Genomic DNA, 25,539 nt, shown 5'->3' with positions numbered 1-25,539 from the left:
AAGGGGGGACTAAGGGGGGATCGGCAACCCCCTTATTAAGGGGGGACTAAGGGGGGATCGGCAACCCCCTTATTAAGGGGGGACTAAGGGGGGATCGGCACCCCCCTTATCAAGGGGGGCAGGGGGGATCGAACCTAAAATCCATTTTTAATTTAATTATAACCAGCTACTTAACCTCAGCTAATCCGCGGGACTTTCTTTCTGGATTAATACCTCACCAGCGATTAAACGTTGGGCTGCTGACAGTAAAACATCCTCAATCCAGGGCTTGACAAAATAACCTTTTGCTCCTTTAGCAGCGACGAGATGCTGCATTTTTTTCGTCCCGCGCGAGGTAATCATCGCCACTGGTATCCCCTGAAGTTGTTCATCCTCTTGCAGACGAGAGAGCAATTCTAACCCATTCAGGCGAGGCATTTGGATATCGCAGAGAATCAGATCACAAGCTAATCCGGCCTGTAATTTTTCCCATGCTTCTAAACCGTCCTGGGCCTGTTCAATGCGATAACCAGCTTTAACCAAAGAAATCATTAACATTTCCCGCACTATTAACGAATCATCAACAATCAAGACGAGAGGACTCGATTGTGCCAACAAATGAGCGGGATTACTATCAATAATCGTTGTATCGGAGGATGAAAGCTGATTAGGAGTCGCTTTAATACTATTAGCTAGTAATACTTCTCCTGCAATCATTCTTTCAGCTGCCCAGAGTAAATCTCTTTCCGTGTAGGGCTTGGTAAAATAACCACTAGCCCCTAATTTCGCCGCCACCTGACGATGACGTTCAGATCCGCGGGAAGTCAACAAAGCCACGGGAATCGCCGCTAATCGGGGGTCTTTTTGCAAATTAGACAGTAATTCCAGGCCATTCATGCGGGGCATCTCGATATCGCAGAAAACGATATCACAGGGCAAACCGCCGCGTAATTTTTCCCAAGCTTCTTGACCATCCCGGGCCTGTTCCACACGATAACCAGCTTTAATAAAGCTTAAAGAGAGCAATTCCCGAACCGTAATCGAATCATCGACAATCAGAACCATAGCCTCGGATTTTTGGCTAGTTTCCACCTCTACAGGGGAGGCAGATTGGCGCCAAAGACCACCGTTATCGATACGCAGACGACCCCTGGCGATGTCGATTAACTCTAACACATCGCCGACGGGCATCACCGTACCATCCCCTAAAACCGTCGCCCCAGCAATCCCAGCCGTTTTCGGAATCGGTCCTTCGATCTGTTTGATGACGATTTCCAGTTCACCAATCACTTTATCCACCTGTACCGCGAGGAGATGATTACCACCGCGCAGGATCACGATCGAAAAAGAGTCTTCCTCCGGCTTGCCAGTGTAAAAACTACCGCGACTAAGTTGTCGATTGTAGGAAAGCAACTCGCTCAGGGGTTGGAAAGGTAGTAAAGTATTTTGCCAGAAAACGCAGGGCCGTCCCTCTCCATCTATTTGGATATCGCTGGCCCGAAAATCCTTCATATCTTCCACTCCGTCCATGGAGAAACCGATGCGCGCATGATTACTAACACAACAGAGGGCCTTACAGATACTCAGGGTTAGCGGTAAACGGATCGTAAAAGTGCTTCCTTTGCCCAGTACCGAGTCAATAGTAACAGTCCCGCGCACATCGATTAAACTGGTCCGCACCACATCTAAACCCACCCCACGACCAGAAAAATCATCGGCCTGATCTTTGGTAGTAAAACCGGGATGAAAAAGAATTTCATAGACTTCTTGGGGACTGAGGTTTTGAGCTTCCCTCTCGCTGATCAGACCTTTCTCGATCGCCTTAAGTTTAACCCGATTAGTATCAATACCAGCCCCATCATCACTAACGGTGATCACGGTTTGATTTCCCTGTAGGAATGCCCGGACAGAGATCTTACCGAGGGCGGGTTTGCCTTTGGCCATGCGTTCTTGGGGTGATTCAATGCCGTGGGTGATCGCATTGTTGACCAGATGGATCATGGGACTATTGAGATGTTCAAGGATCATCTGATCGATGAGAACACCCCCCCCTTCCACTTTTAATTTGGCTTGTTTGTGCAGTTTCAGGGAAATATCGTGAATTGCCCGGGGTAGATGATCGGCAGTTTGACTAAAGGGAACCATGCGCGATTTGGTCATCCCTTCTTGTAGTTGGGTGGTAGCCTGTCGCAGACTGCGCGTCACCTGATCGGTTTCATCGACGACAAATTGAATATCAGAGGCCGATTCTCGCACTCGCACGATCAATTCGATCATCTCTTGGGATAATAAGTGGAAATCGGTAAAACGGTCGATCTCTAGGGCATCTAGTTGCCCGGTCATAGCCGAATTGCCCTGATTTTCTCCCTTAACTCTACCGTAACCGATGGCACCGCCAGAATTGCCACTAGACAGTAAAGCCCCTTCTAGGAGGGTTCTTTCATAGAGATACTGCATCCGACTGCCCACATCGCTCAGATGTTGGACGCAGGTTAGCAAATTGTCTAAAAAGAGACGCAGCCGATCCTGTTCCTCTTCCAGACGATTGCGTTTAACCACCAGTTCCCCGATCAGATTGCTGAGGTTGTCCAATTGTTTGATCGGCACCCGCGTCGTCTGTTCAAAAGCTTTACCGACAAGGGGACGCAGGTTATTTAACCCGACCGGTGGACTGAAACTGGCCGCCGGATTTGCTGCCATCACCTGATTGGTTTCTTCGAGGAGTTTTTCTAAATCTTTGAATTCATCCTCTGGGGAGCTTTCTGGGGCAATTTCCAGTGATTCTAACCGTTGGAGAGGTTCTGTCGCGGCCACTGGAGCCGCTGCTGTGGATTCCCAGAGGAAGACCTCTAGGGATTCCAAGATGTCTGGCAGTGGCGATTGCGCCGGTGGAGTGGGTTTTTCCAGAAAAGCTTCTAAGTCTTCGAGGCTGTCGTAAAAATTCGGGTTGCTGATGGTTATAATTGCTTCTGAGTCCCGAACCGCTGCATTTTCTAGCAGCAGCGATTCCAGATCATCCCAATCTTCGGCTTCTGACTTGGCAGCAGTCCCACGGGTAGAATAAAGATCATTAGTGGCGGCTTCTTCCCAATTGATGCTATCGCCAAAAAGTTCCTCTAATTCCTGTTCTAAGGGCAAGAAAGACAGGGTTTGGTCAAGAGAAGCCCCATACCTCGCCGCAGGAGGGGAAATCTGCTCAAATAAAAAGCTGAGTTCGTCTAGGGTCTCGTCACCGTCGGTGTCTTTGTCTTCTAAACTCTCTAACAACTGTTCGAGCTCTTCGTTAAAGAAATGCTCCGAGTCCGGTTTCATCATGATTTGCTTCCTGCCAAGTCTTCCTTTTTGGTCAACCAATGCGCTCTCTCTAGCTTCAGATTACCCAGAATTTTACCTGATAAATCCATTCACTAGGAATTTTTTTATGGCTAATCAAACTCTTGGACTCGATCGACAATTTTATTCCTATTATCAATCTATCTGTCTGCGAGAACCCCCGATTTTAGCTCAGTTACGTCAAGAAACTGCCTCTCAACCCCTAGCAGTCATGCAGATTGCCCCCGAACAAGGTCAGTTCATGGCTTTTTTAGTACAGGTGATCGGGGCGAAAAAAACCCTAGAAATAGGGGTTTTTACCGGTTATAGTGCGCTAGTGGTGGCCTTAGCTTTACCCCCCCAAGGCCAGCTGATCGCCTGTGATCTAAGCGAAGAATATACCAGTATAGCCCGCCGTTATTGGCAGCGGGCCGGTGTCGCCGATAAAATCGATTTAAGAATTGCCCCGGCCCTGGAGACTTTAGATCAATTAATCGCCGGGGGAGAAAGTAATAGTTTTGATTTTGTCTTTATCGATGCCGATAAAAGTAATTATGATCCCTACTACGAACGGGCGTTACAATTGGTCAGAAGGGGCGGAATTATCGCTATCGATAATGTTTTTTGGTCGGGACGAGTGGCGGCGGCCGATAGCACCGATAATCGCACCAAAATTATCCGTTCACTTAATGCCAAAATTCAGCAGGATGAACGGGTAAATATCAGTATTATTCCTATTGGTGATGGTTTGACCCTGGCCATGAAAAAGTGAAGAAGTTAAGGAGATTAGAAAAGCTTTTGCTCTTCACAATCAGTGTCGATTTTTGTTGTCTAAATCTAGTCACCAGTCGGAAACCACCCACAGTAACGCTATATCTCTTAAGACCGTTAACGACAGCACTAAGTTATCAGTTCAACGGAGAGGGTGGGATTTGAACCCACGTTAGGTGTGACCCTAAAGCAGATTTCGAGTCTGCCGCATTCAACCACTCTGCCACCTCTCCACAGGGTTTGAGTCTGGATTATCATTTTAACAGATTACTTGCCCTAGGATTGATTTTTTTTGATCGACCTCTGGCATAATTGATTTTTGAGGGCTTAAAAACGTCAAAAATAAGGATTAAGCGGCATAAAATCGGTAAATAGACCATTTAATTGATTATTATTCATTCCCAATTCTCCTGACTACCGACTACTGACGACCGACTCCTCACCAACCACGACAATTTTTGATTTTTACAAGAGGTCTGATGAATCAAGCTCCTTTTCTTCCAGTTAACCATCCCCAGCCTAACTTTCTCGACCGGTTAGGGAGTCTCTGGAAATTTTCCCGTCCCCATACGATTATCGGCACTTCTTTCAGTGTTTTAAGTCTGTATTTAATTGCTTTAGGCAATATTAACGATTTTTTTAGCCATTGGCCAGTTTTATTGCTCACTTGGGTCGCTTGTCTTGCGGGTAATGTCTATATCGTCGGTTTAAATCAGTTGGAAGACATCGACATCGATAAAATCAATAAACCCCAGCTTCCCCTAGCCAAGGGCGAATTTTCTCCGTTAACAGGACGGTTGATCGTGGGTTTTACCGGTATTTTAGCAATTATAATGGCTTTTATCGGTGGTTTTTGGCTTTTAATCACCGTGGGGATTAGTTTACTTATCGGCACTGCTTATTCCTTGCCACCAGTGCGTTTAAAACGCTTTCCCCTCTGGTCCGCCTTCTGTATTTTTACCGTCCGGGGTGTCATCGTCAATTTAGGTCTTTTTAGCCACTACAACACAGTTATTAATCAAAATCAGTCTATCTATCCCTCGATCTGGGTTTTAACAGCTTTTGTTCTTGTTTTCACCGTTGCGATCGCTATTTTCAAGGATGTTCCAGACCTAGACGGCGATCGCATTTACCAAATTACCACTTTTACCCTCCTTCTCGGGCCAGAAAAAATCTTAACAATTTCCTTATTGACAATTTCTCTGTGTTATGCTGGTATGATTGCCGTCGGTCTCTTGGGGATAAGGGGAATTAATTCTCCTCTGGCCATTTTCGCCCATCTGCTCCTACTTCTTCTTCTTTGGTGGCGTAGTCGCGGAGTAAATTTAGAAGATAAAAGCGAAATCAGCCGATTTTACCAATTTATTTGGAAATTATTCTTCCTAGAATACCTTATATTTCCCCTCGCTTGTTTACTATGAAAATATCTCCTTTTTTAGCGGCGATTCCCTTACTTTGGCTAGGTGGTACAAGCGCACCTAGTCAGGAAACCATCGAGCCGCAATTATTAACCGGCAACCTTCATTTAAACCTGAAACATGGTGTTTGGAAACTGTGGCAAGATCAACCCGTTTATCAAGATATTACCCTAGATTTAAGCTGCGATCGATCTGTTTGTCAGCCGTCGGTGTGGGGATACGCACCGAAATTCAATAAAGAAGTGGATCACCAAGGTACGGTAAAAACGATTAAATTAGACAATGCTTGGCGATTACAGGTGAAAATGAACATTCAAACTCACCCTTGGCAAGCGGAAGTCAGGGAAGCTATCTATAATATCGAAATTGTCCCCCACCAAGACCAACTCATCGGCAGTTATCAAGGCACTTTAGGGGGAAGAAGACTACAAAACAAAGTTAATGGCACAATTTCCCCTTTATGGCCTAATCCTGTCCCTAATCACCAACCCCTGCAACCGCGAGAACATCCCCGTTTAATCTTTCGCAAGTCAGAATTAACTAATCTCAGAGAAAAAGCGAAAACTCCCATCGGTCAAACTATTATCGCTCAATTAAACAACAGTTTACAGCAAAAAATTTATTACGATGGTTATGTGCCTAACGGTGGTTATCATGCCACAGGTCATTGTTTTTTAGCAATTTTAAATCAAGATAGAAAATCAGCAGAAACCGCCTGGGAAATTCTCGAAAAAACCCGTAAAAATCGAGGCAGGAGAGTCTTAGAACAATCTCCAATTGTCGCCGGAGTCGCTCTCGCCTACGATCTTTGTTATGATTTTTGGGGAGAAAAGCGCCAACGGGAAATTACTGGCTGGTTATTCAGTGAAAGTAAAAAACTTCTCAAAGGTGATTCACCCAAAAATGGCTGGAATGGAGACACAGTTAGTAACTGGAATGCGCGGGCCAGAGGTGCGGCAGGATTAGCCAGTTTAGCGATTCTCAAAGAAGATTTACCGCCCGATTCTCTCTATTCTCCCTCTGCACAGGTGGAAATGGCCAAACGTCACATCGAACGCTATTTTATCACAGCTATCGGCGATCAAGGATTTGGCACGGAAGGAGATTTATACAGCACCGAACCCATGGTTCTCGCTGTTTTTCCTTTTTTGCAAGGGTATCGAAATAGTCTCGGATTAGACTTAGTAACCGGTTCCCCAGCAGCCCAATTAATCCCCCATTATTTAACCAGAATTGTCCCTAAAAATGGTCAATTATTGATTCCTGCTTATGGCAGACATCAGATGTTCGTAGGGGTATCTTTATTAACTATCGGATTGGGAATTACCGATAAATCATGGCTACCAGCAATAAAATGGCGATTACAAGGTCAAGAAAAACAACTTTTTCACCCCCATTATCCCCATATTGCCCCTTTTCTTCTCGCTGGTTATCCATCTAATCTTACTCCAGAAAATCCTGATCGCCAACTTTCCAGGGTTTTAGTTGATCAACAAAAGGGATTTTATACTTTTCGTAATCGCTGGCAAAATGAAGAGGATTTTGTCGCTAGTATCTATCTTAAACAGCAACCTTTTGTGGGAGGATGGTCTTTTCCCGATGTCGCTAGTGTGAGAATTTGGGGATTAGGAGGACAATGGGCAAGTTTTGAGGGGTCAGAAGGCGACTGGAACTCGGAAAATACGGTTATTTTCCCGAAAACCACGCCTTGGATCCAAGCAAAACCGATGACTTTTCAATCCAGTCCCGATGGTTCGGGAGTAATTACGTTAAAAACTGATAAAATCATGGTTAGAGGGGCTAATCCACCAGCAGGAGTGGCTCTAGTTCGTTCTTTCGCCGTCGATTACAGTCTATCCTCTGGTTCTCCCGGATTATTCGTCTTGATGGATAAATTATTAGGTAAAGTCGATGAACCAGAATTTATTAATAAAACTTGGGTGATGAATACCCAGGGAAATGTCACTCTCGGAAAAAATAGTTTTACTATCACTCAAAATGGTGCAAATATGCAGGGAACTTTTATCACTCCCGTGACTTTAAAAGTCGAGAAAACTAATACAGGTGAGCGCATTTTAGCCACGGGTAGCGAGGAGTTTTTTCTGGTGATGACCGTGCAGAAAAGTCGTCCCCCGGCAGTTAAAATTATCGGCAAGGGATTAGATGCGATCGTGCAAATTGGCTCCCAGGAAATATCAATTATCGACGGTGCAGTTAGATTAAAAGAGATGAAGTTTCAAGAGCCATAAAAATTGGCAAGTGACCCAAGAAAAGTTAACATTTATCAAGGATAATTCTAAAGATGATGACTATTTGAGCAATTATTGATGATATAATCAAGATAGCTGATCAAAATAGCCACTAAATTCAGAACTATCTAGAATTGCATCTATAATTTCTGGCTAACTAAACTATGACTAAATATTATCAAATCACCGTTCACAATCGTCAGACCGGCGAAAAATTTGTCACCACCGTTCCGGGGGATAACTATATACTGCACAGTCTGGAAAAACAGGGCTATCAATTACCCTTTTCCTGTCGCAATGGAGCTTGTACTAGCTGCGCGGTCAGGGTATTATCAGGAGATATCTACCAACCAGAGGCGATCGGACTATCGCCGGAATTAAAAGCCAGAGGATATGCTTTACTTTGTGTCAGTTATGCCCGTGGCGATATGGAAGTAGCCACCCAAGACGAAGATGAAGTCTATGAACTGCAATTCGGTCGCTTTTTTGCCCGTGGGAAAGTGCGTTTTGGTTTACCCTTAGATGAAGAATAGATTCGGGATTAATCGTGCCAGATACCAGCAGCCAATTAGAAAAATACCTAGACATTGCCAGTGAAGCCGCCCTAGCGGCAGGAACAATTATCCTCGATAATTGGGGTAAAATCGAGAAAATAGAAGAGAAAGGGCGATCGGGCGATTTAGTGACGGAAATAGATCGTCGAGCAGAAACAGAAATTCTCAAAATTATTAGCCGTCACTTTCCCGAACATGGGATTTTAGCGGAAGAATCGGGAAAACTGCCAGGGAGGGACAGCGAGTATCTCTGGGCGATCGATCCCCTCGATGGAACCACCAACTATGCTCACGGTTATCCCGTATCCGTCGTCTCCATCGGACTACTGATCGCAGGGAAAGCAGCAGTGGGAGTCATCTATAACCCCTTTAGAAAGGAACTATTTCGGGCAGCCAAGGGTTTGGGGGCCACCCTGAACCGTCGTCCCATCCATGTCTCCCGGACGAGTGAACTAGAAAAAAGTTTACTGGTGACGGGCTTTGCCTACGATCGCTGTCAAACCCCCGATAATAATTATGCCGAATTCTGTTATCTGACCCATCTGACCCAAGGGGTACGCCGCAGCGGTTCCGCTGCCAAAGACTTAACCGATGTGGCCTGTGGGCGCTTAGATGGTTATTGGGAACGAGGGATTAATCCCTGGGATCTGGCCGCAGGAGTTATTCTGATCGAAGAAGCTGGGGGTAAAATTAGCGCCTACGATGAGAGTCCTTTTCTGATAGAAACGGGGCGAATCCTGGCTACTAACGGACAGATTCACACCCCCTTAAGCCAAGCTCTGCAAAAAGCGGCCTCTTGGAGGTTTCAGTTTGAATCCTTTTAATATTTACTGCGATTATTATTTTAATTAGAGCAGGATACTTTCTATGACTTTTCCAATTTACCAAGGATTATTTCAATATGATTTAATGGATCACTTCGCTATTTTAGGAGTCTCGATCGATGCCGAACAGGAGGAGATTCGCGAGCGTTACTTAAAAATTGCCTATAAACTCCATCCTGATACCTGTCGCACTCACACCCCCGATGAAAAGGAACAGGCTCATCAGTTACTTTCAAAATTAGTTAACCCCGCCTACGAACATCTGGGCCGCGACCTATCTCGCGAAGAATTTCGGCTGGTTTTAGCACAAATGGGCAAGGCAATGGGGAGAGATTTGAGCAAAATCACCATCAGTAGCGAACCAGCTAGAAAACTAGCCCAATCTAGCGCTAACTATGAATTAGCCTATCAAAAAATCCTGCAATCTTTGGCGATCGATCAATATACTGCCCTGGAAAATACCTATCAGAAAATCGGCCAACTCAGTGAACTCAATCTGGTTTATCTGATCTTAACCGAAGGTCAGGGCAACAGGAAAACCACCCCGAAAGTCTTTATCTCCCAGGGCAATACTAACCAGTCCGAGTTAGTTAGACCAGCTTTCACCACGGCAGTCCAGACTAAAAGCAACGAATCGCCCCTAGAAGCCTATATTCGCCGCGCCCAAGCCTCTCTTGACGAAAATAACCCCGCCCAAGCTTTACGAGAATTGCGCGATGCCCTGCGGCAAGAACCGGATAATGGCATCTGTCACGCCCTGATCGGTTTAGCCTACCTGCGACAAAATCAACTGTCCATGGCCCGGGTTCATATCAATCGGGCTTGGAAAGCCAGCCCCCAAGATGCGACGGTGATTAGGTGCAAACGGGAACTAGATAAAGTAGTTAATTCTAATATTGAAGTGCAAGACCAGAAAGGACAAAAAGAGGAAGGAGAGCGCAAGGGCGGTTTTTGGTCTCGATTTGGTGGTAAAAAGAATAAATAGGACTACCAGTGCCACCGATTTTGATTAGCAAACTCCCATGATTCATCAACCCCCGGCGGGGACAAGGGATTTATTACCCCTAGAAGTTACCCAAAAAGGCTGGATTAATGATCGCCTTCAGTCTGTCTTTCAGCGTTGGGGCTATCAAAGGATCGTCACCTCCACCATTGAATGGCTCGATACCCTCACCGCAGGCGGTACGATCGATCCCAGCACCGTGATCCAACTGCACGGGGATAGTCAAGGACTATCGGGATTACGCCCTGAATTAACCGCTTCCATTGCGCGTAGTGCCGTCACCCGCATGAGTGGGGAGTCCTATCCCCAACGTCTCTGTTATCGGGCTAACGTTTTTCGTCGCCCTAGCGCCAGTTATCACGGTCGTCAAGTGGAATTCTATCAAGCGGGGGTAGAACTGCTCTTTTCTGGCGGTTTACTAGCTGATGCCGAGATTTTACTGCTCCTGGCTGACTGTTTCGATAGTTTGGCCGTCCCTAACTGGCAGATTATTTTAGGAGAAGCGGGTTTGACTCGTTCGCTACTTTCTCCTTTTCCGGGTCCCTTACGCGAACAGGTGAAACGCTGTTTAGCCCTCCTCGACTACGTTAGCCTCGAAAATCTTCCCTATCCCAACGAAACCCTCCGGCAGCAAGCCCGACAATTATTTCACCTGCGCGGTAATCCCGAGGATGTCCTCGCACAAGTGGCCCTATTAGCCCAGGAAGAATCGGCCCAAAAAGCCGTTAATAACCTTAAATCCCTAGTAGAGCTGCTTAATGCTGATCGCTCTGGGCCTTTTCCCCTAATTCTCGATTTAAGTCTGATTCAAACCTTTGATTACTACACCGGCATCGTTTTTAAAGCGGTTAGTGATCACCGGCAAAATCTCAGTATTTTAGGCCAGGGCGGACGCTATGATCAATTATTGGGCGTTTTTCATCCCCAAGGCCAATCGGCTCCGGGTATCGGTTTTTCCCTGAATATCGAAGAACTGCACGAAAGTTTATTATCAGGGCAGACTTTACCCACTCAAGCTCCCCCCCTCGACTGGTTGCTTATCCCTTTGGGTAATAACGCCCAGATAGCGACTTTTAGTAAGGCTCGCTCCCTTCGCACCAGTGATCCGAATCTGAGAGTGGCGATCGATTTAGGTGGTCGCAGCGAGGCACAAATTCGTACCTATGCCCGCGATCGAATGATTAAAAATCTCGCCTGGGTGCAAGAAGATGGTTCCGTGAGCGAAGAATCTCTCTAAAAAGGGGCAAAAACAGCGAAAATCCTGCTGCCTTCTGCCCGCTGCTATAGGAATCTATAATTGTGTTCAATTACCCGTTATCCCAGTTATGCCTTCCAGCGGTCAAGTGAAATCGATTTTTTTTCTTATCCTCTTTCTCCTCAGTATTCTAGGGGGTATTCTACTGGCTTCGCTACTTCAACAACCAGCGATCGCCCAATCGCCGTCCTCGGATACATTGCTAAATCGTTATCAAATTGGACAGCAAACCTATCTAGAAAATTGTGCCACTTGCCATATTGCCATTCCTCCCAGCATCCTACCCAGTCAAACTTGGAAAAAAATCCTAGAAAATCCTAATTCTCACTATGGTATCCGTTTAAAACCAATTGTTGGCATTACTCAGCGTCTTATCTGGGATTATCTCAGTTATTCTTCCCGCCCTCTTACCCAGACTACTTTCGTTCCCCTCTTAATTGAACAGTCCAGCTATGTAAAGGTTTTGCATCCTAGGGTCAATTTACCCACTCCTCTCGGTCATACCACCTGTGTCAGCTGTCATCCCAACGCTTCCCGCTACGATTATCAAACCCTTACCCCCATCTGGGATGATGCAGCCTAATCAGTTATCAGTGATCAGTGATCAGTGATCAGTTATCAGTTATCAGTTATCAGTTATCAGTTTTCAGTTTTCAGTTTTCAGCTTCTGAAGGCAAGGGGCAACAGGCAAGAGGCAAAAGACAGAATCTGACAATTCTCCTACCTAAAAAGAAGGTTAGAAACTAAGCACATCAAAGCTTTTAGCTTAACCAATTAGGTCTTAGATTCGGCCCTTGTTTTCAGATGTGAGTTTTTAGTTCACTGATTACTGATACCAAATCCCTTTTTAATAGTGTGATTAACTCTCAAGTTATGAATTGTTTCTCCCCACACCCCACACCCCACACCCCACACCCCACTATCCTATACTTTTTAAACAGGATTTAGTATGATTACTGTTTACTGATCACTGAGAGGGGGTGCAGTTAGGGTGATTTCGCCGATTTGGCCAGCTTTACCCATTAATTGGGCGGGGTTTTCGTTAAGAGAGATTTTAACAGCGCCAGCATTGCCCGATCGAATATTTAAACTCTTTTGGGCTGTCCAAGTTTGTTTGGGACCGGGTTGGAGAGTGCCTTCATGGACTTTTTTGCCATCGGCAATTACCCTTACCCAAGCGGCCTGTTCAATAGTTACCTCGGCTGAGAGGGGAACTTTTGGCTGAGGAGAAGGGGAAGGAGAGACTACTGGTGCGGGAGGGACTACCGGTGCGGGGGAACCCACGGGGGAAGGAGATGGAGTAATGGCAGGGGGGTTAGAGAGAGGGGGACGGAGGAAAAGATAGCCAATACCACAAAATATACCCGCCAGCAAGCCTAGCCAGAGATACATCCCGAAAAAGGTTGATTTAGCCGGTTGAGGGCCAGTTTCTGGGGCTGGTTTTTCTGGTTTCACCCGTTCCACTTTTGGGGCAGCGGGTTCAGCCTTGGGGATAGGGGTAACTTTTGTGGGCAGTGTTTTCGGGATAGTTACCTCTTGGGCTAATTGTTCTGCACTAGGAGACAAGCGATCGGCTAAAGCTTTACCATCAATTTTTAGGGCATCACCGTAGCGTTTGATAAATCCCTTGACATAAATTAATTCTGGTAATTTCTCCCAATTCCCCGTTTCCAACGCTTCTAGCATTGGTAATCTAATCATCGTCAGGGCGGCGATATCGTCCATGCTCAGACAGCTTTCTTCTCGTTTTTGACGTAAATAAGTCCCGATTTCCTTGATTTGTTCGGCTTGTAGGGGACTGAGTTGACTCATAATTCCAGTCATAAGTAGGTAGGCGTTAAAAATTATCAGATCCCCCCGCCTATCGGCACCCCCCTTATCAAGGGGGGATCAAGGGGGGATCGGCACCCCCCTTATCAAGGGGGGATCAAGGGGGGATCGGCACCCCCCTTATCAAGGGGGGCAGGGGGGATCGGCACCCCCCTTATCAAGGGGGGCAGGGGGGATCGAACCTAAAATCTATTTTTAATTTAACTATAACCAGCTACTTAATCTATACCAACTTAGATGATAATCTCGATTTTGTTATTTTGGGATAATCTGTTCTCTAGAAGCTCCTTTTACCTTGTCATCATTACCAGCGAAAAGGTTGCAAAAACCAGCAAAAATCGGCAATACTTGCAAAAGTTAAGTTTTTTATCCTAGGGTAACTGCACTCACCAGCCAATACATACATTTGTTCTCAATGGTTGTTTTTCTCGAACTCTCAGCTTATCCCTAATTAGGGGCTGCTGAAAAAGTTTTTCGTGGGGGCAGGGTGTGGGGTGTGGGGTGTCGGGTGTGGGGTTTTACCCATTTTCAGGTGGTCAATTAAAAATCCCTAAATTTTCCCCCCAATCACTCCAATGGTAGGCACTTTTTCAGGGAAAAAAAGTCTAAAAGCCTTATCCAACAAGGTTTTTAGATTTATTCAGCAAACCCTAATTATGACCTTTATTCCCCATCCCGACACCGCCCCCCTTAATCTTACCTGTGCCGTAGTCACGGTGAGCGATACTCGTACCCCGGAGACAGATAGGAGTGGCCAAATAATTCAAGAGTTACTAACTCGATCGGGTCATGATATCGGCCTATACTTAATTATCCCCGATGAACCCTTACAAATTCAAGCAATTTTACCAGAAATTAGCAATCAAAATCAGATAAAAGTCTTAATTCTCAATGGGGGTACGGGTATTGCTCCCAGAGACACTACCTACGATGCTTTAGTACCTTTATTAAGGATTACTTTGCCCGGTTTTGGCGAATTATTTCGTTATCTTAGCTATCAGGAAATTGGCTCCCGTGCCATGGCATCGAGGGCGATAGCTGGGGTTTATCAAAACTTATTAGTCTTTTCTCTCCCCGGTTCCACTAATGCCGTTAAATTAGCCCTAGAAAAACTGATTCTTCCCGAAATTTTACATCTGGTTAAACAGATGAATGGGTAATTTATTTTGATTTGATCTTGGCTGAAATTTCTTGAAAACATACATCCCAAAAATAGCTGGCTAGATTCACCGCGCTTAACAGTTTGGGAATTCCTTCACTTAGACTAGCAAAACCTTGATTTTTAATCTGGAGAAAATCAATAGCGATCGCAAAAGTTAAAAGTGCTAAAGCGATGATTAAAATTTGGTAAGAAGTTTGTTTTATTCGCCGCCAAAATACTAAACCATAAATCAGAATTGCGAGGGCATAAACAGAGATAGTCAAGAATTTGGGAATATTAAAATAGAGAAGAATGATATGAATTCTGAAGATTTCATTGATGGCAATTAGTCCCGTTATTATGCCAGAAAAAAGTAAAAACTGGCGAGAATTATTGAAACTTGCCTCCTGGCACAATAAAGCATAACTAAAAAGGCAAACAATCGGTGGTAAACAACAAAGCAATTGAAAAGAATGGGTTAATAAACCAGCGATCGGAGTTGGGGGAGTAGCGGGAGGATAAAATAAAAGACTAGAGGGTAATTCTGCCCGATCAACCCCAGCAATTAAAGCTAAAATCAAGAGGAGAACGACAAAATTTATTTTCAGAAAATGCTGTTCTCGTGAGGACATAAGTATAGTAGTTTATAATTGTGGCTATTAACCACGGTATAATGCACAAAGTGCCGCTTTCTACTGGCTCGATCTACATACCGAAGTGCCAAGCATTTCCTCAATTGTGTTAGGGACAATTTTCTCGGTTTTCTATGCTCGATCAAAAAGAACTTTTGTGTTTATTACAATTGGCTAGTCCCATTTTACCCGTGGGGGCCTATAGTTATTCCGAAGGGCTAGAAACCCTCGTCGAAAAGGGGATTATCTCCAATAGTGCCACCTTGAATGATTGGTTAGAGCGATCGCTTTGTCAAGGCTCGATTCGCTTAGAAACGGCTGTTTTGCTAAGGGTATATCGTTGTTTTTGTCAAGAGGATTTTACAAAACTTAATTATTGGGATAATTGGTTATCGGCAACGCGGGAAACGGCCGAATTAAGACAACAAAGCTGGCAAATGGGGCGATCGCTGTTAAACCTATTGCGAGAGTTAGCACCGGCCAGAGATAATCTACCAGAAGAGGCCAATTATGCCACCGCCTTTGCGATCGGGGCAAGTCATTGGCAAATTGGGGAAGAATTAGCGGTTTTAGGCTATTTACACAGTTGGGCAAGTAATTTAATTAATGCAGGATTGCGTTTAATTCCCCTTGGACAAACCCTAGGACAATCGCTTCTGATCGGTTTACAGCCCAGTTTATTAACAGCAACAGCAGATATTATCAGTTTAGCCGATGAAAACCTGACCAGTTGGAGTTGGGGGCTAAGTTTTGCCAGTATGAACCACGAAACCCAGTATAGTCGTCTATTTCGCAGTTAGAAATTTAGAGAGGAGAGCAGGAGAATGACGGAAAAAACCGAATAAGGTATAGTAAGATTAAAAAAAAATCTTAGGTCTTAGTTCTCGCTTTCTGAGTAACTAAGGATTTTAAGGAAAGGTGCGAACACTCTACCTAGCCACAGTGTACCAATGTTTAGTCAATCAGAAAAAATTCCCGTTTCGGTGTTGATTCCCGCCAAAAACGAGGAATCCAACCTTCCCGCCTGTTTAGAGAGTGTTGCTAGGGCTGATGAAGTGTTTGTCGTCGATTCCCAAAGTAGCGATCGCTCGATCGAAATATCTACCAACTATGGGGCCAATGTAGTCCAATTTTATTTTAATGGTCGTTGGCCGAAAAAGAAAAACTGGTCCCTTGATAACCTGCCTTTTCGCAATGAATGGGTATTAATCGTCGATTGTGATGAGAGAATCACCCCCGAACTATGGGACGAAATCGCCACCGTGATCCAAGATCCCAACTATAACGGTTATTATCTCAATCGTCGCGTCTTCTTCCTCGGACAATGGATTCGTTATGGTGGCAAGTATCCCGACTGGAATCTGCGCTTATTTAAACATAAGTCGGGCAGATACGAGAATTTAAACACGGAAGATATCCCCAACACGGGAGATAACGAGGTTCACGAACACGTTATCCTCGATGGCAAGGTGGGGTATCTGAAAAATGATATGCTGCACATCGATTTCCGCGATATCTATCATTGGTTAGAAAGACATAATCGTTATTCCAACTGGGAGGCCCGGGTTTATTACAATATTCTCACGGGTAATGACGAAAGTGGCACGATCGGAGCGAACTTGTTCGGTGATGCGGTGCAGAGAAAACGTTTTTTAAAGAAAATTTGGGTAAAACTGCCCTTTAAACCGCTGCTGCGCTTTATTCTCTTTTATGTTATCCGTCTCGGTTTCTTGGATGGCAAAGCTGGTTATATCTACGGTCGTCTTTTGAGTCAGTATGAATACCAAATTGGGGTTAAATTGTACGAATTACGGAGATTTGGCGGTAAATTAAACGTTAATACCCATGTTAATCCCCCGATTAAACCCTCGGAACCTCAACCGGTAGAAATGATTAAATAGGTCCTATGTCTCCAGAAATCCGCACCGATGAGGAAGCGTGGCTAGATCTGCGTACCTACGATCAATCTTGGTTCGATCGCGGTCGTTCTAATCCAATTATCCTACTTTGGTGGTTAGTACAGGGAATTCTTTTTCCCCTCAGTTTGCACCAGATGGATAGCTTTCGCTGCGCTGTTTTGCGGCTATTTGGGGCTAAAATCGGCCTTGGGGTGAAAATTCGCCCGACGGTAAGGGTGACTTATCCCTGGAAAGTGGCGATCGGCGATTATACTTGGATTGGCGATGATGTGGTGATTTATAGTTTAGATAATGTTACCATCGGCAGTCATTGTGTGATTTCTCAAAAATGCTATCTTTGCACTGGCAGTCACGATCCCGGCGATCGCTCTTTTGGCTTAAAAACCACTCCCATCCTCATCGGTAATGGTACATGGATCGCGGCCGATTGTTTTTTGGCTCCGGGGGTAAAAATTGGCTCTAATGTTGTTATTGGGGCAAGAAGCAGCGTATTTGCCGATATTCCCGCTCAAAAGGTTGCTTGGGGTAGTCCCTGTCGTCCTCAATACGATAGAAAGATGAATTCTTATAGTAGTTAAGCTAAGAGGCATTTTTGGCGGTCTTCCGCTCGCTTTTGCCCCACTGTTTCCCACGGGACATATTAAGCTGTTCGTAATTTAATTAGCATTTTTATCGATTTTTGTCAAGATATATTTAACATTTTTTATCTTGTTTATTTGACACAATTTATTAGAAAAAGGGTTTATAAAGAAACCCTTTTTCTAGTTTCCAACTAATCCTATTTGACCTAATAGGTAAGGAAAGCTTTGCTCGAGCGCAAAGTGAGGAAGCACAGTTTCCAACTAATCCTATTTGACCTAATAGGTAAGGATAGAAATATCCCTAAAGCGGGCGTCCCTCGTTAGAAAGGGGTTTCCAACTAATCCTATTTGACCTAATAGGTAAGGATATGCCATCATCCTATTTATTTCGCTCGCACTAGCGTTTCCAACTAATCCTATTTAACCTAATAGGTAAGGAGTAAGAGTAGGGCTAATTCATGAATTAGCCCTACTTTTCTAGTTTCCAACTAATCCTATTTGACCTAATAGGTAAGGTCCATAGTAGCCAAACACTCCACTCGGAGTTGGACGTTTCCAACTAATCCTATTTGACCTAATAGGTAAGGGAACCGCAAGAATTTAAGCTAAAATGGTACGAAACGTTTCCAACTAATCCTATTTGACCTAATAGGTAAGGGTGCGATGCTTGGATTGAGATTAGTTCAAACGAACAAGAGTTTCCAACTAATCCTATTTGACCTAATAGGTAAGGCTAATTTAGTCAAAAATGCCTATCGAGAATTGGGGGTGCAAAGTTTCCAACTAATCCTATTTGACCTAATAGGTAAGGGGTCGCGTGCGGCCCTAGTAGTATCAAAAAGGAAATCGTTTCCAACTAATCCTATTTGACCTAATAGGTAAGGGAAATCGTCTATCTTGTTTATGACTATGCAACAAAGTTTCCAACTAATCCTATTTGACCTAATAGGTAAGGCTTTCACAACGGACATGGACACGGTAACCCAAGAACGGTTTCCAACTAATCCTATTTGACCTAATAGGTAAGGTTTATGCTTTCTATAGCAATAGCCTCTAATTTTGTAGTGTTTCCAACTAATCCTATTTGACCTAATAGGTAAGGCGAAGTCACGACAGGACCGATCCCTGCAAACACCAAGTTTCCAACTAATCCTATTTGACCTAATAGGTAAGGATTTATTTGAATGCTCGGCAAAATATTACTGTTACGAATTTCCAACTAATCCTATTTGACCTAATAGGTAAGGCTGACAGAACTGGCAAAACTACAGGAGTAATCAAAATCGACTTGTTTCCAACTAATCCTATTTGACCTAATAGGTAAGGATTGTTTCCAATAATCAGTGGGCGCAAAGGGCTTAGTTTCCAACTAATCCTATTTGACCTAATAGGTAAGGAACACCATAGAGGAGTCGAAAAGAAAAGACGACACAAGTTTCCAACTAATCCTATTTGACCTAATAGGTAAGGTGTTCTTCTTTAGAAGAATAAGCTTTCCTTAAAAAGTTTCCAACTAATCCTATTTGACCTAATAGGTAAGGAGTACCCCTTGGAAAGTCTCATCGAGAGGGGAAGACAGACCCCCAAATCGACGCACCTGCAAAAAGAGGGTTAAAAAGTGGTCCTGGGGGGGGTAAAAGTCCCGATACCAAAGGGTAGAACCCTGACTGGGAGAGCAATCGACACATCTAACCAGAGAATCGGGGTTTTAGGTCGGGGAGGGGGTGCATCGATTTTCAGTCAAGAGTTGGGGGACAAGCTAGATGATGTAGAGATTTGGGGGTGGTTGAGGAGGAGAACCTCCCATCACCAACAATCTAGAGACAGCTTCTTCGGAAATCCCATAGAAGCGCACATCATCCTCTTGAGGATTGACCCTTTCTACTACTTTAGCGTACAGTTTCCGCCTCTCGATGTGTAATTAATTTTGCTTACTGGTTATAATTAAATTAAAAATGGATTTTAGGTTCGATCCCCCCTGCCCCCCTTGATAAGGGGGGTGCCGATAGGCGGGGGGATCTGACAACTTTTAACGCCTACCTACTTAATTGTCTAGCTACTGATTAAGGAGGGTAGCAGGGGTGGGAGTTTTTTTTAAGGATTTTTTAACCCCAAAAATCCCCCGATTCTGGCGAGCAATCAGTATCATAGATAACAACAACAAGCTTTAGGTCTAATCCGATAAAAATCATGACCTACCTATCTCCTAAATTATTCACTTTTGAAGACTTTTTAAACCAGTATGGAGATGACCCACGCTATCAATTAATTGACGGGGAGTTGCGAGACTTGGAACCCACTGGACCTCAGGAATCCGTAGCGGGAAAAATCGCAGGAAGACTGTGGGGAGAAATCTTGCGATTACATCTACCCTGGACAATTCCTAAAAACTGTTTGCTCCGTCCAGAATCGGGTCAAGCTACTGCTTTACGTCCCGATGTCATCATTTTGGATGAAGTGGCCTTTAGCACCGAATCTCTCTGGGAAAAACAAGCAATTTTAACTAGCTCCCAAGCAATTAAATTAGTGGTAGAAGTGGTTAGTAGTAATTGGCAAGATGATTATGCACGCAAAGTTGAAGAATACTCATCTTTAGGTATTGCTGAATATTGGATTGTCGATTTTCGTGGATTGGGTGGCATCTCTTTTATCGGTAAACCCAAACAGCCTACTTTGACTATTTGTCAGCTAGAAGGTGATGAATATCAACAAAAATTATATCGTCTTTATGAGCGCATTAGTTCGGCAGTTTTTCCCGAATTGTCTCTGTGTCTTCTCGATATTATGCCCTAAATCTCTAGTAAAATTATGCTGAAATCTCTTAAAAATGTCCTGAGTAATCTGCGTCAATATCCCTATAATATTATCTTTAATCCCCTCACCAATGCAGCATTAGCCATCGCCGCTATTTTGGCACTAATTGCCGATCAATTTGGCCAGGGATATTATCTAATTTTTCTGATTACTTTGGCTCTAGTTATCATCGGTATCTGGCTAGAATCTCAGAAATACGACCTCTATAAACATCAGGCGATTCCTCTACCGATAGTGATTAATATTGCTAATCCTGCCGATAGTAATAAGGCTCTGCAATCGCTTTTTAATATCATCGAAACAGAAAATAAATACAAAGATCATCAAAATAATCTTGACCAGTATCTCAATATTAGCGAAACAGATTTAATTTTTAACTACTCCTGTGATATTTATGATCAAGAAATGCTGAAAGCTTTTCTGCAAATACTACGCTATAATCTAGAGAAACTTAAGAAAAAAACTCCCCAAAATACTATTATTTATCTTGCCTATATCGGTCCGATTAGCGTCGCTATTATGGTCGGCACTATTCTCGCTACTGAAGGAGTAAAAATCTTTCAATATAATAAATCTTCTGATAGTTATTATCCTGTGGTGGAAATTAGCGATCGCAAACTTAAAGAAGATATTAAGGAATACGAAAAATTTGAGCGTGTTGTCACCGAAAAAGGTCAAGATAGAGTAACTATAGCCATCGATGTTTCTTCCCATAAAATTAATCTTAATGATCAGAGTATTGAAAACTACGGCGATTTAATTTATCTGAAAAGTAAAGGCAGTGGTACAATTGAAAAAAATGAAGATTGGCTACAATATTCTAGAGAAATCTTTAAAACTATCAATATCGCTCAACAAAAAAACTATCAAGAGATTAAGCTAGTTTATTCCATGCCTATAACTTTGGGAATACTTGTCGGAATGGCCGTTCAACAATACTGGCCAATTCTCCTAACTCAATACGAAAATTCTACCTACAGAAATCTTATTAATCTTCAGGAATTTAAACTTTATCGAGGACAATAAAGATAAAATGAACTATACTGTAATTACCTTTGCTCCTGTGCAAGGATTCATCGAAAAATCGCGTAAACTAAGGGACTTATACGGTGGTTCTTTTTTATTATCCTATCTTGCCGATGCTATCTGTCAGGCAGCGGATAAATATACTGAATGTAGCCTTATTTCTCCCGCTTTAATTGACGTTAAAAGAGGAACTCCCAACCAAATCTTAATCGCGGGTAATTTTCCCAAAAAAGAAGCCGAACAAGTCTTCAATGACGCATGGCAAAAAGTGGTTAATAAGTGTCGGGTTTGGATTGAACAAAATTTACCACAATACAATTATACTTGGCGACGAGAATGGAACCTATGGATTAATCATACTTGGGAATTCTTCTGGGCGCAAGAGGACTCGATCGATTGTGCGTTTAAAAGTCTGCAACAGAAAAAATATCAACGAGATTGGACGGGAATTAATTGGCAAGGAGAAAGTTCTAGCTTATCGGGTTCCGATGCCATTGTTTGGTATGGAATGACGGATCAAACCCATCCTTTATATTCTAGTATTTCCCAACAAAATCAGCAAATCACTGAATTTTATCAGCAATTAAGTCAAAAACTTTCTAATGCTATCCTCGATGAAACCGAACGTCTTAGCATTCCCGAATTAGTCAAAAGAATGATTACATTATATGATATTGGCAAGCCTTTAAACCTAGAACTTCCTAAAAAATTTGTGGAACTAAATCGCTACGAGGAAAAATCCTATACAGGATGGTTTCAAGGGGACGGTGACGGGATGGGAAATTACCTAAAAAATCTGTCCATATCCTCAAGAAAAGAATTTAGTCAAAGAATGCGACAATGGGGAGAAGAACTAGAAAATTATCTTAACTTTGGTCGCATTATTTATGGAGGAGGAGATGACTTTCTAGGGGTTTTGTTTCCACAAAAATCAGAACCAAAATTAACCCTACAAGATTGTCTATATTGGTTTGATCAATTTCATCGGGAAATCTGGCCAAAACACGGTTATTCTCAGGATATAACTGTTAGCGTCGGTTTTGTTTGGGCAGCTTCAGGAGTTCCTCAGCGTGACATATTGCAACAATGTCGAGAAGCAGAAAAATCCGCTAAAAATCAAGGTAAAAATCGTCTCGCGGTGCGAATTCTTTTTAACAGTGGTAACTATTTAGAGTGGGTTTGTCCCTGGGAAAACTTAAAAGATATCCTCGATAGTTATTGCGATCGCAGTGAAGGAAAAAACTGGACACATTTCTATAGTGATATAGCAACTTTAGAAAATCGCCGCGCTTTTACCGATGATAATCACGATATTGCCAATGCAGTTTTTAACCTTTATTTTAATCAAAATATACCCATCGATACCACCTCTCACCAAGATAGAAATAACTGGGTAATTAACCTCTCAAAAGTGGTCAATCATCTCACCTAAACATAGAAAAATGTTGCAATATCTGATCATAATTAAACCTTTGGGATTTCTCTACGGTAGCGCCGGTCCGTTTCTGTCTCCAGAAAATCTAGTTGGACGTTCAGGAAATCGTTTTCCCCCCACTGCTGCCACAGTTTCGGGACTATTTGCTCACAGCAATCCCACCAATATTCGCGATTTACAAATTGCCGGCCCTTTTTGGGCAAACAGTGAACAACCAGATAACTTTTTTGTCCCCACTCCCTTTATTTATCTGGCTAAAAAACCCCTCGCAAATTATTTTCAAGACCAAGAAAATAACGACAATGGAAAAATTCAACACACCTTAACATGGCAAGAAAAATGGCAAGAGAAAGACAGTAAACAAATTGAGGGAAAATTCGATCGAGATAGTTGGATTCCTATCAACCAATGGTATAATCCTCAAAAAGCCTATGGTTCTCCGTGGCAATATCATCCCCATCTCCATCCGCGTTTGTTAGAGGAGCAAAGAAAGGTAAAAACTGGAGAATTATTCCTCGAAAATGCCGTCCAGTTACATCCAGATGCTTGTCTAGTTTATTTAGCTAATCAACCCCTAGAAAATGGCTGGTATCGCTTTGGTGGAGAATCCCATCTAGTGGAAGTTAAATCACTTGAACTAAGCAGCCATCTCCAAACTTTATTTAATCAAGATGTCGGTCAATATTTTGCCCTCATTACTGCCGCAATCTGGGGAACAAATCGCCTATCAACTCGCAATCCCAGTGATTGGCAATTAGAAACCCTCAACACCGAAAGACCAATAACCTATCGTTATCGATTCGGAGGAAAAGATAAAGTTAAGCGCTTATCTAGGGGACGTTATGCAGTTCCCGCAGGAACAGTTTATCGCTTAAAAAACCCCTTACCATCTTGGCAAAATTGGCAGGAATCTTGGTTCCCCAGCGAAGGGGTTTCTCTCAAACGTTGGGGCTGCGGATTAGCCTTACCCTTAGAAAATATTGCCAAATAAAGCCTATAATTAAGTAGGTAGGCGTTAAAAATTATCAGACACCCCCGTTATCAAGGGTAGGGTTGATTCATGAATCAACCCTACCTTATCAAGTTGGCAGGGGGGATCGAACCTAAAATCCATTTTTAATTTAATTATAACCAGCTAATTATTGAGTAGGGTAAATGAGACGAGTATAAGTGATAGCTATGGCAAAAGTAAAAACGAGATTTCCTCGAAAAGCTTTATTAGGTTATCGAAAAAGTGGTAATAATCAAGGCTCAAAAATTAGCAAAAATAAAATGATGCGTATGTTTTTAGATTTTTTGGTAGAAGATGCCTTTAAAAACCCTTCTTCTCTCACTCCTTACACAGAGGAAATGGCTAAAGAAATCGATGAATTATTAAAGGGTGTTGCAATTGATTAGGAATAAATCTATAGCTTTGTGCTGTCCTAATAGCCTAAATACCACGATAAAATATTAACAAAATCTTAGAAAATCCTGACATTAATGTTAACCTAGTTTAGAATAATCCCTAAGCATCTAAAATACTCACTTTTACCCAAAAATGTATCACAAAAGTTATGGCATACTTGAAACCTTAGCACCCCTTCATGTGGGAGCAACCGCAGGAGAAGAAACGGGTAATCTTAACCTCATTTTTCGTGACCAATTCACCCAAACAGCAATTATCCCCGGTAGTTCTATTCGCGGCCGTTTTCGTGCCGATATGAACAATATAGATGAAAAACGTACATGGTACGGACACGAAACAATCCCAGGACAAGAAGACGGAGGAACCACCGAAGCAAAAGTTAAATTTGAATATGCTTCCCTCGTTTGGTTGCCGGTATTTTGTCCGGGGCAGCCGATAGTTTGGGTCACTTCTCCCCTATTATTAAAACGCTATAAACAAATCACGGGAATCTCTGCAAAAGTACCCAATCCCTATACTGCTTCCCCTAGTTTACAAGCGCGAGTAGTGCAGGGAGTTAACCGCAATAGCAAAGTTTTATTTTTTAACTTAGGATTTCTCGAAATTGAACACTTAGAGGAGCTTTCCCCCTGGATTCCCCCGCAAGCGGATTTAAAAGCTTCTCAATTAGTCGTCGTTGATGATAACGATATATCCATGCTGCACGATATGGCACTCTACCGACAAAGCAGGGTTAAACTACTAGAAGGTCAGAAAAAAGTGGATACAGAAAAAGGAGCTTTTTTCAATGTGGAAGCTTTACCCGTGGGTAGTATTTTAGTTTTTCCCATTGCTTGCAAAGAAACAGGATGGCAACCTTTTGGAGAATCGGTAAACCAAAAAGAATTATATTTCGGAGGATTAGAATCTATCGGTTTTGGTCGTTGCCAAGTTACTATTTTAAACTACGCTAATCAATAATTACATTTTATCTAATATTATGGCTTGGAAAGAATACAATCTCGATCGCATTGCTCAGAAATTAGTTCTCGCTGCCAAACTACGGGATCGAGATTCTCTCAATCAATCTTTTAAAATGCGTGAATCCGTTTCCTATGGACTAGAAAGATTCTGGGGTGAACATCTGCGCTTACAATCCAAGGAAACCAATAAAGCACAATACTGGAAAGAAACTTGGGATAAATTAGTCGAAACCATGGCAGAAGCGGGGATTCCTATCCCTAACGATACCGTACAGATAAATGATACCGAATCTGTTCAAGCAATGGCAGAAAAACTCTGGGAATTAAAGCTAGAAGACCAGAGAATTACCCTCGCTGTTTTAACGCAACTATGCGATTGTTTAGTTTGGTGGACTCAAAGATATAAAGGAACAAAGGAGCGATAAA

General features: G+C 43.1%; 22 protein-coding genes, 1 tRNA gene and 1 CRISPR repeat array. Of the genes, 19 read left to right on the top strand and 4 right to left on the bottom strand.

Annotation, left to right across the window (positions count from 1 at the left end):
* Positions 1 to 180 precede the first annotated feature (180 nt).
* Positions 181 to 3,294 (bottom strand): hybrid sensor histidine kinase/response regulator, encoded by a 3,114-nt coding sequence (locus LW728_RS10165; protein ID WP_287665580.1) that lies wholly within the window; start codon positions 3,292 to 3,294, stop codon positions 181 to 183.
* A 106-nt stretch (positions 3,295 to 3,400) separates the two neighbouring features.
* Here LW728_RS10165 and LW728_RS10160 point away from each other — a divergent pair, with 106 nt between their 5' ends.
* Positions 3,401 to 4,063 (top strand): class I SAM-dependent methyltransferase, encoded by a 663-nt coding sequence (locus LW728_RS10160; RefSeq protein ID WP_287766570.1) that lies wholly within the window; start codon positions 3,401 to 3,403, stop codon positions 4,061 to 4,063.
* Between the two features lie 145 nt (positions 4,064 to 4,208).
* On the opposite strand, the gene LW728_RS10155 is transcribed toward LW728_RS10160, so the two are convergent.
* Positions 4,209 to 4,295, bottom strand: a tRNA-Ser gene (locus LW728_RS10155).
* 246 nt (positions 4,296 to 4,541) lie between these two features.
* On the opposite strand from LW728_RS10155, the gene LW728_RS10150 reads away from it, so the two are divergent.
* From LW728_RS10150 to LW728_RS10120, 7 genes are all read left to right on the top strand, one after another.
* The gene (locus tag LW728_RS10150) at positions 4,542 to 5,483 is read left to right on the top strand and encodes a homogentisate phytyltransferase (RefSeq protein WP_004268123.1); all 942 of its coding nucleotides are present in this window, start codon (positions 4,542 to 4,544) and stop codon (positions 5,481 to 5,483) included.
* Positions 5,480 to 7,729, top strand: a complete 2,250-nt coding sequence (locus tag LW728_RS10145) for a hypothetical protein (RefSeq protein ID WP_287766567.1) — start codon at positions 5,480 to 5,482, stop codon at positions 7,727 to 7,729. The genes LW728_RS10150 and LW728_RS10145 overlap by 4 nt, the downstream gene beginning before the upstream one ends.
* Positions 7,730 to 7,893: 164 nt before the next feature.
* A complete protein-coding gene (locus LW728_RS10140; RefSeq protein WP_004268126.1) occupies positions 7,894 to 8,262 on the top strand; it encodes a 2Fe-2S iron-sulfur cluster-binding protein in 369 nt (122 codons plus the stop codon).
* Between the two features lie 14 nt (positions 8,263 to 8,276).
* Positions 8,277 to 9,107, top strand: a complete 831-nt coding sequence (locus tag LW728_RS10135; protein ID WP_287766565.1) for an inositol monophosphatase family protein — start codon at positions 8,277 to 8,279, stop codon at positions 9,105 to 9,107.
* Positions 9,108 to 9,150: 43 nt separating this feature from the next.
* Positions 9,151 to 10,092 (top strand): J domain-containing protein, encoded by a 942-nt coding sequence (locus tag LW728_RS10130; protein WP_287766563.1) that lies wholly within the window; start codon positions 9,151 to 9,153, stop codon positions 10,090 to 10,092.
* 37 nt (positions 10,093 to 10,129) lie between these two features.
* The gene (locus LW728_RS10125; protein ID WP_004268133.1) at positions 10,130 to 11,347 is read left to right on the top strand and encodes an ATP phosphoribosyltransferase regulatory subunit; all 1,218 of its coding nucleotides are present in this window, start codon (positions 10,130 to 10,132) and stop codon (positions 11,345 to 11,347) included.
* An 88-nt stretch (positions 11,348 to 11,435) separates the two neighbouring features.
* Positions 11,436 to 11,948, top strand: coding sequence for a hypothetical protein (locus LW728_RS10120; protein WP_002798477.1), 513 nt, complete (start codon positions 11,436 to 11,438; stop codon positions 11,946 to 11,948).
* Positions 11,949 to 12,325: 377 nt separating this feature from the next.
* On the opposite strand, the gene LW728_RS10115 is transcribed toward LW728_RS10120, so the two are convergent.
* On the bottom strand, positions 12,326 to 13,189 hold the full coding sequence (locus tag LW728_RS10115) for a helix-turn-helix domain-containing protein (RefSeq protein WP_287766561.1): 864 nt from the start codon (positions 13,187 to 13,189) through the stop codon (positions 12,326 to 12,328).
* 662 nt (positions 13,190 to 13,851) lie between these two features.
* Between LW728_RS10115 and LW728_RS10110 the strand changes: the two genes are divergently transcribed.
* Positions 13,852 to 14,355: a MogA/MoaB family molybdenum cofactor biosynthesis protein gene (locus LW728_RS10110; RefSeq protein WP_190537793.1), complete on the top strand. Its 504-nt coding sequence runs from the start codon at positions 13,852 to 13,854 to the stop codon at positions 14,353 to 14,355.
* 1 nt (position 14,356) lies between these two features.
* On the opposite strand, the gene LW728_RS10105 is transcribed toward LW728_RS10110, so the two are convergent.
* A complete protein-coding gene (locus tag LW728_RS10105) occupies positions 14,357 to 14,968 on the bottom strand; it encodes a DUF8692 domain-containing protein (protein ID WP_287766559.1) in 612 nt (203 codons plus the stop codon).
* A gap of 134 nt (positions 14,969 to 15,102) precedes the next feature.
* On the opposite strand from LW728_RS10105, the gene LW728_RS10100 reads away from it, so the two are divergent.
* The 10 genes from LW728_RS10100 (at position 15,103) to LW728_RS10055 (ending at position 25,538) form a co-directional block, all read left to right on the top strand.
* A complete protein-coding gene (locus LW728_RS10100; RefSeq protein ID WP_287665531.1) occupies positions 15,103 to 15,768 on the top strand; it encodes an urease accessory protein UreF in 666 nt (221 codons plus the stop codon).
* Between the two features lie 150 nt (positions 15,769 to 15,918).
* Positions 15,919 to 16,869 carry a glycosyltransferase family 2 protein gene (locus tag LW728_RS10095; protein ID WP_004268158.1) on the top strand — a complete coding sequence of 317 codons (951 nt, stop codon included), beginning with the start codon at positions 15,919 to 15,921 and terminating at the stop codon, positions 16,867 to 16,869.
* 5 nt (positions 16,870 to 16,874) lie between these two features.
* Positions 16,875 to 17,465: a hormogonium polysaccharide biosynthesis acetyltransferase HpsU gene (gene hpsU, locus LW728_RS10090; RefSeq protein ID WP_046661380.1), complete on the top strand. Its 591-nt coding sequence runs from the start codon at positions 16,875 to 16,877 to the stop codon at positions 17,463 to 17,465.
* 186 nt (positions 17,466 to 17,651) lie between these two features.
* Positions 17,652 to 19,009: direct repeats of the CRISPR family, unit length 36 nt; unit sequence GTTTCCAACTAATCCTATTTGACCTAATAGGTAAGG.
* A 649-nt stretch (positions 19,010 to 19,658) separates the two neighbouring features.
* A complete protein-coding gene (locus LW728_RS10085; RefSeq protein ID WP_287766557.1) occupies positions 19,659 to 20,261 on the top strand; it encodes a Uma2 family endonuclease in 603 nt (200 codons plus the stop codon).
* A gap of 15 nt (positions 20,262 to 20,276) precedes the next feature.
* On the top strand, positions 20,277 to 21,308 hold the full coding sequence (locus LW728_RS10080; RefSeq protein ID WP_287766555.1) for an SAVED domain-containing protein: 1,032 nt from the start codon (positions 20,277 to 20,279) through the stop codon (positions 21,306 to 21,308).
* Between the two features lie 7 nt (positions 21,309 to 21,315).
* A complete protein-coding gene (locus LW728_RS10075; protein WP_287766553.1) occupies positions 21,316 to 22,740 on the top strand; it encodes a Cas10/Cmr2 second palm domain-containing protein in 1,425 nt (474 codons plus the stop codon).
* 10 nt (positions 22,741 to 22,750) lie between these two features.
* Positions 22,751 to 23,734 (top strand): type III-B CRISPR module-associated Cmr3 family protein, encoded by a 984-nt coding sequence (locus LW728_RS10070; RefSeq protein WP_004268164.1) that lies wholly within the window; start codon positions 22,751 to 22,753, stop codon positions 23,732 to 23,734.
* Positions 23,735 to 23,922: 188 nt separating this feature from the next.
* Positions 23,923 to 24,141, top strand: a complete 219-nt coding sequence (locus LW728_RS10065; protein WP_287766550.1) for an AbrB/MazE/SpoVT family DNA-binding domain-containing protein — start codon at positions 23,923 to 23,925, stop codon at positions 24,139 to 24,141.
* Positions 24,142 to 24,283: 142 nt separating this feature from the next.
* On the top strand, positions 24,284 to 25,111 hold the full coding sequence (locus LW728_RS10060; protein WP_069474141.1) for an RAMP superfamily CRISPR-associated protein: 828 nt from the start codon (positions 24,284 to 24,286) through the stop codon (positions 25,109 to 25,111).
* Positions 25,112 to 25,130: 19 nt separating this feature from the next.
* On the top strand, positions 25,131 to 25,538 hold the full coding sequence (locus LW728_RS10055; protein WP_287665550.1) for a hypothetical protein: 408 nt from the start codon (positions 25,131 to 25,133) through the stop codon (positions 25,536 to 25,538).
* Position 25,539 lies beyond the last annotated feature (1 nt).

Origin of the sequence: Microcystis sp. 49638_E5 (assembly GCF_021300285.1) — a bacterium.
GTDB classification, from domain to species: Bacteria; Cyanobacteriota; Cyanobacteriia; order Cyanobacteriales; family Microcystaceae; genus Microcystis; species Microcystis aeruginosa_C.
Note: the sequence above shows the minus strand (reverse complement) of the source record. Positions and strands in the feature narration are given on the sequence as shown.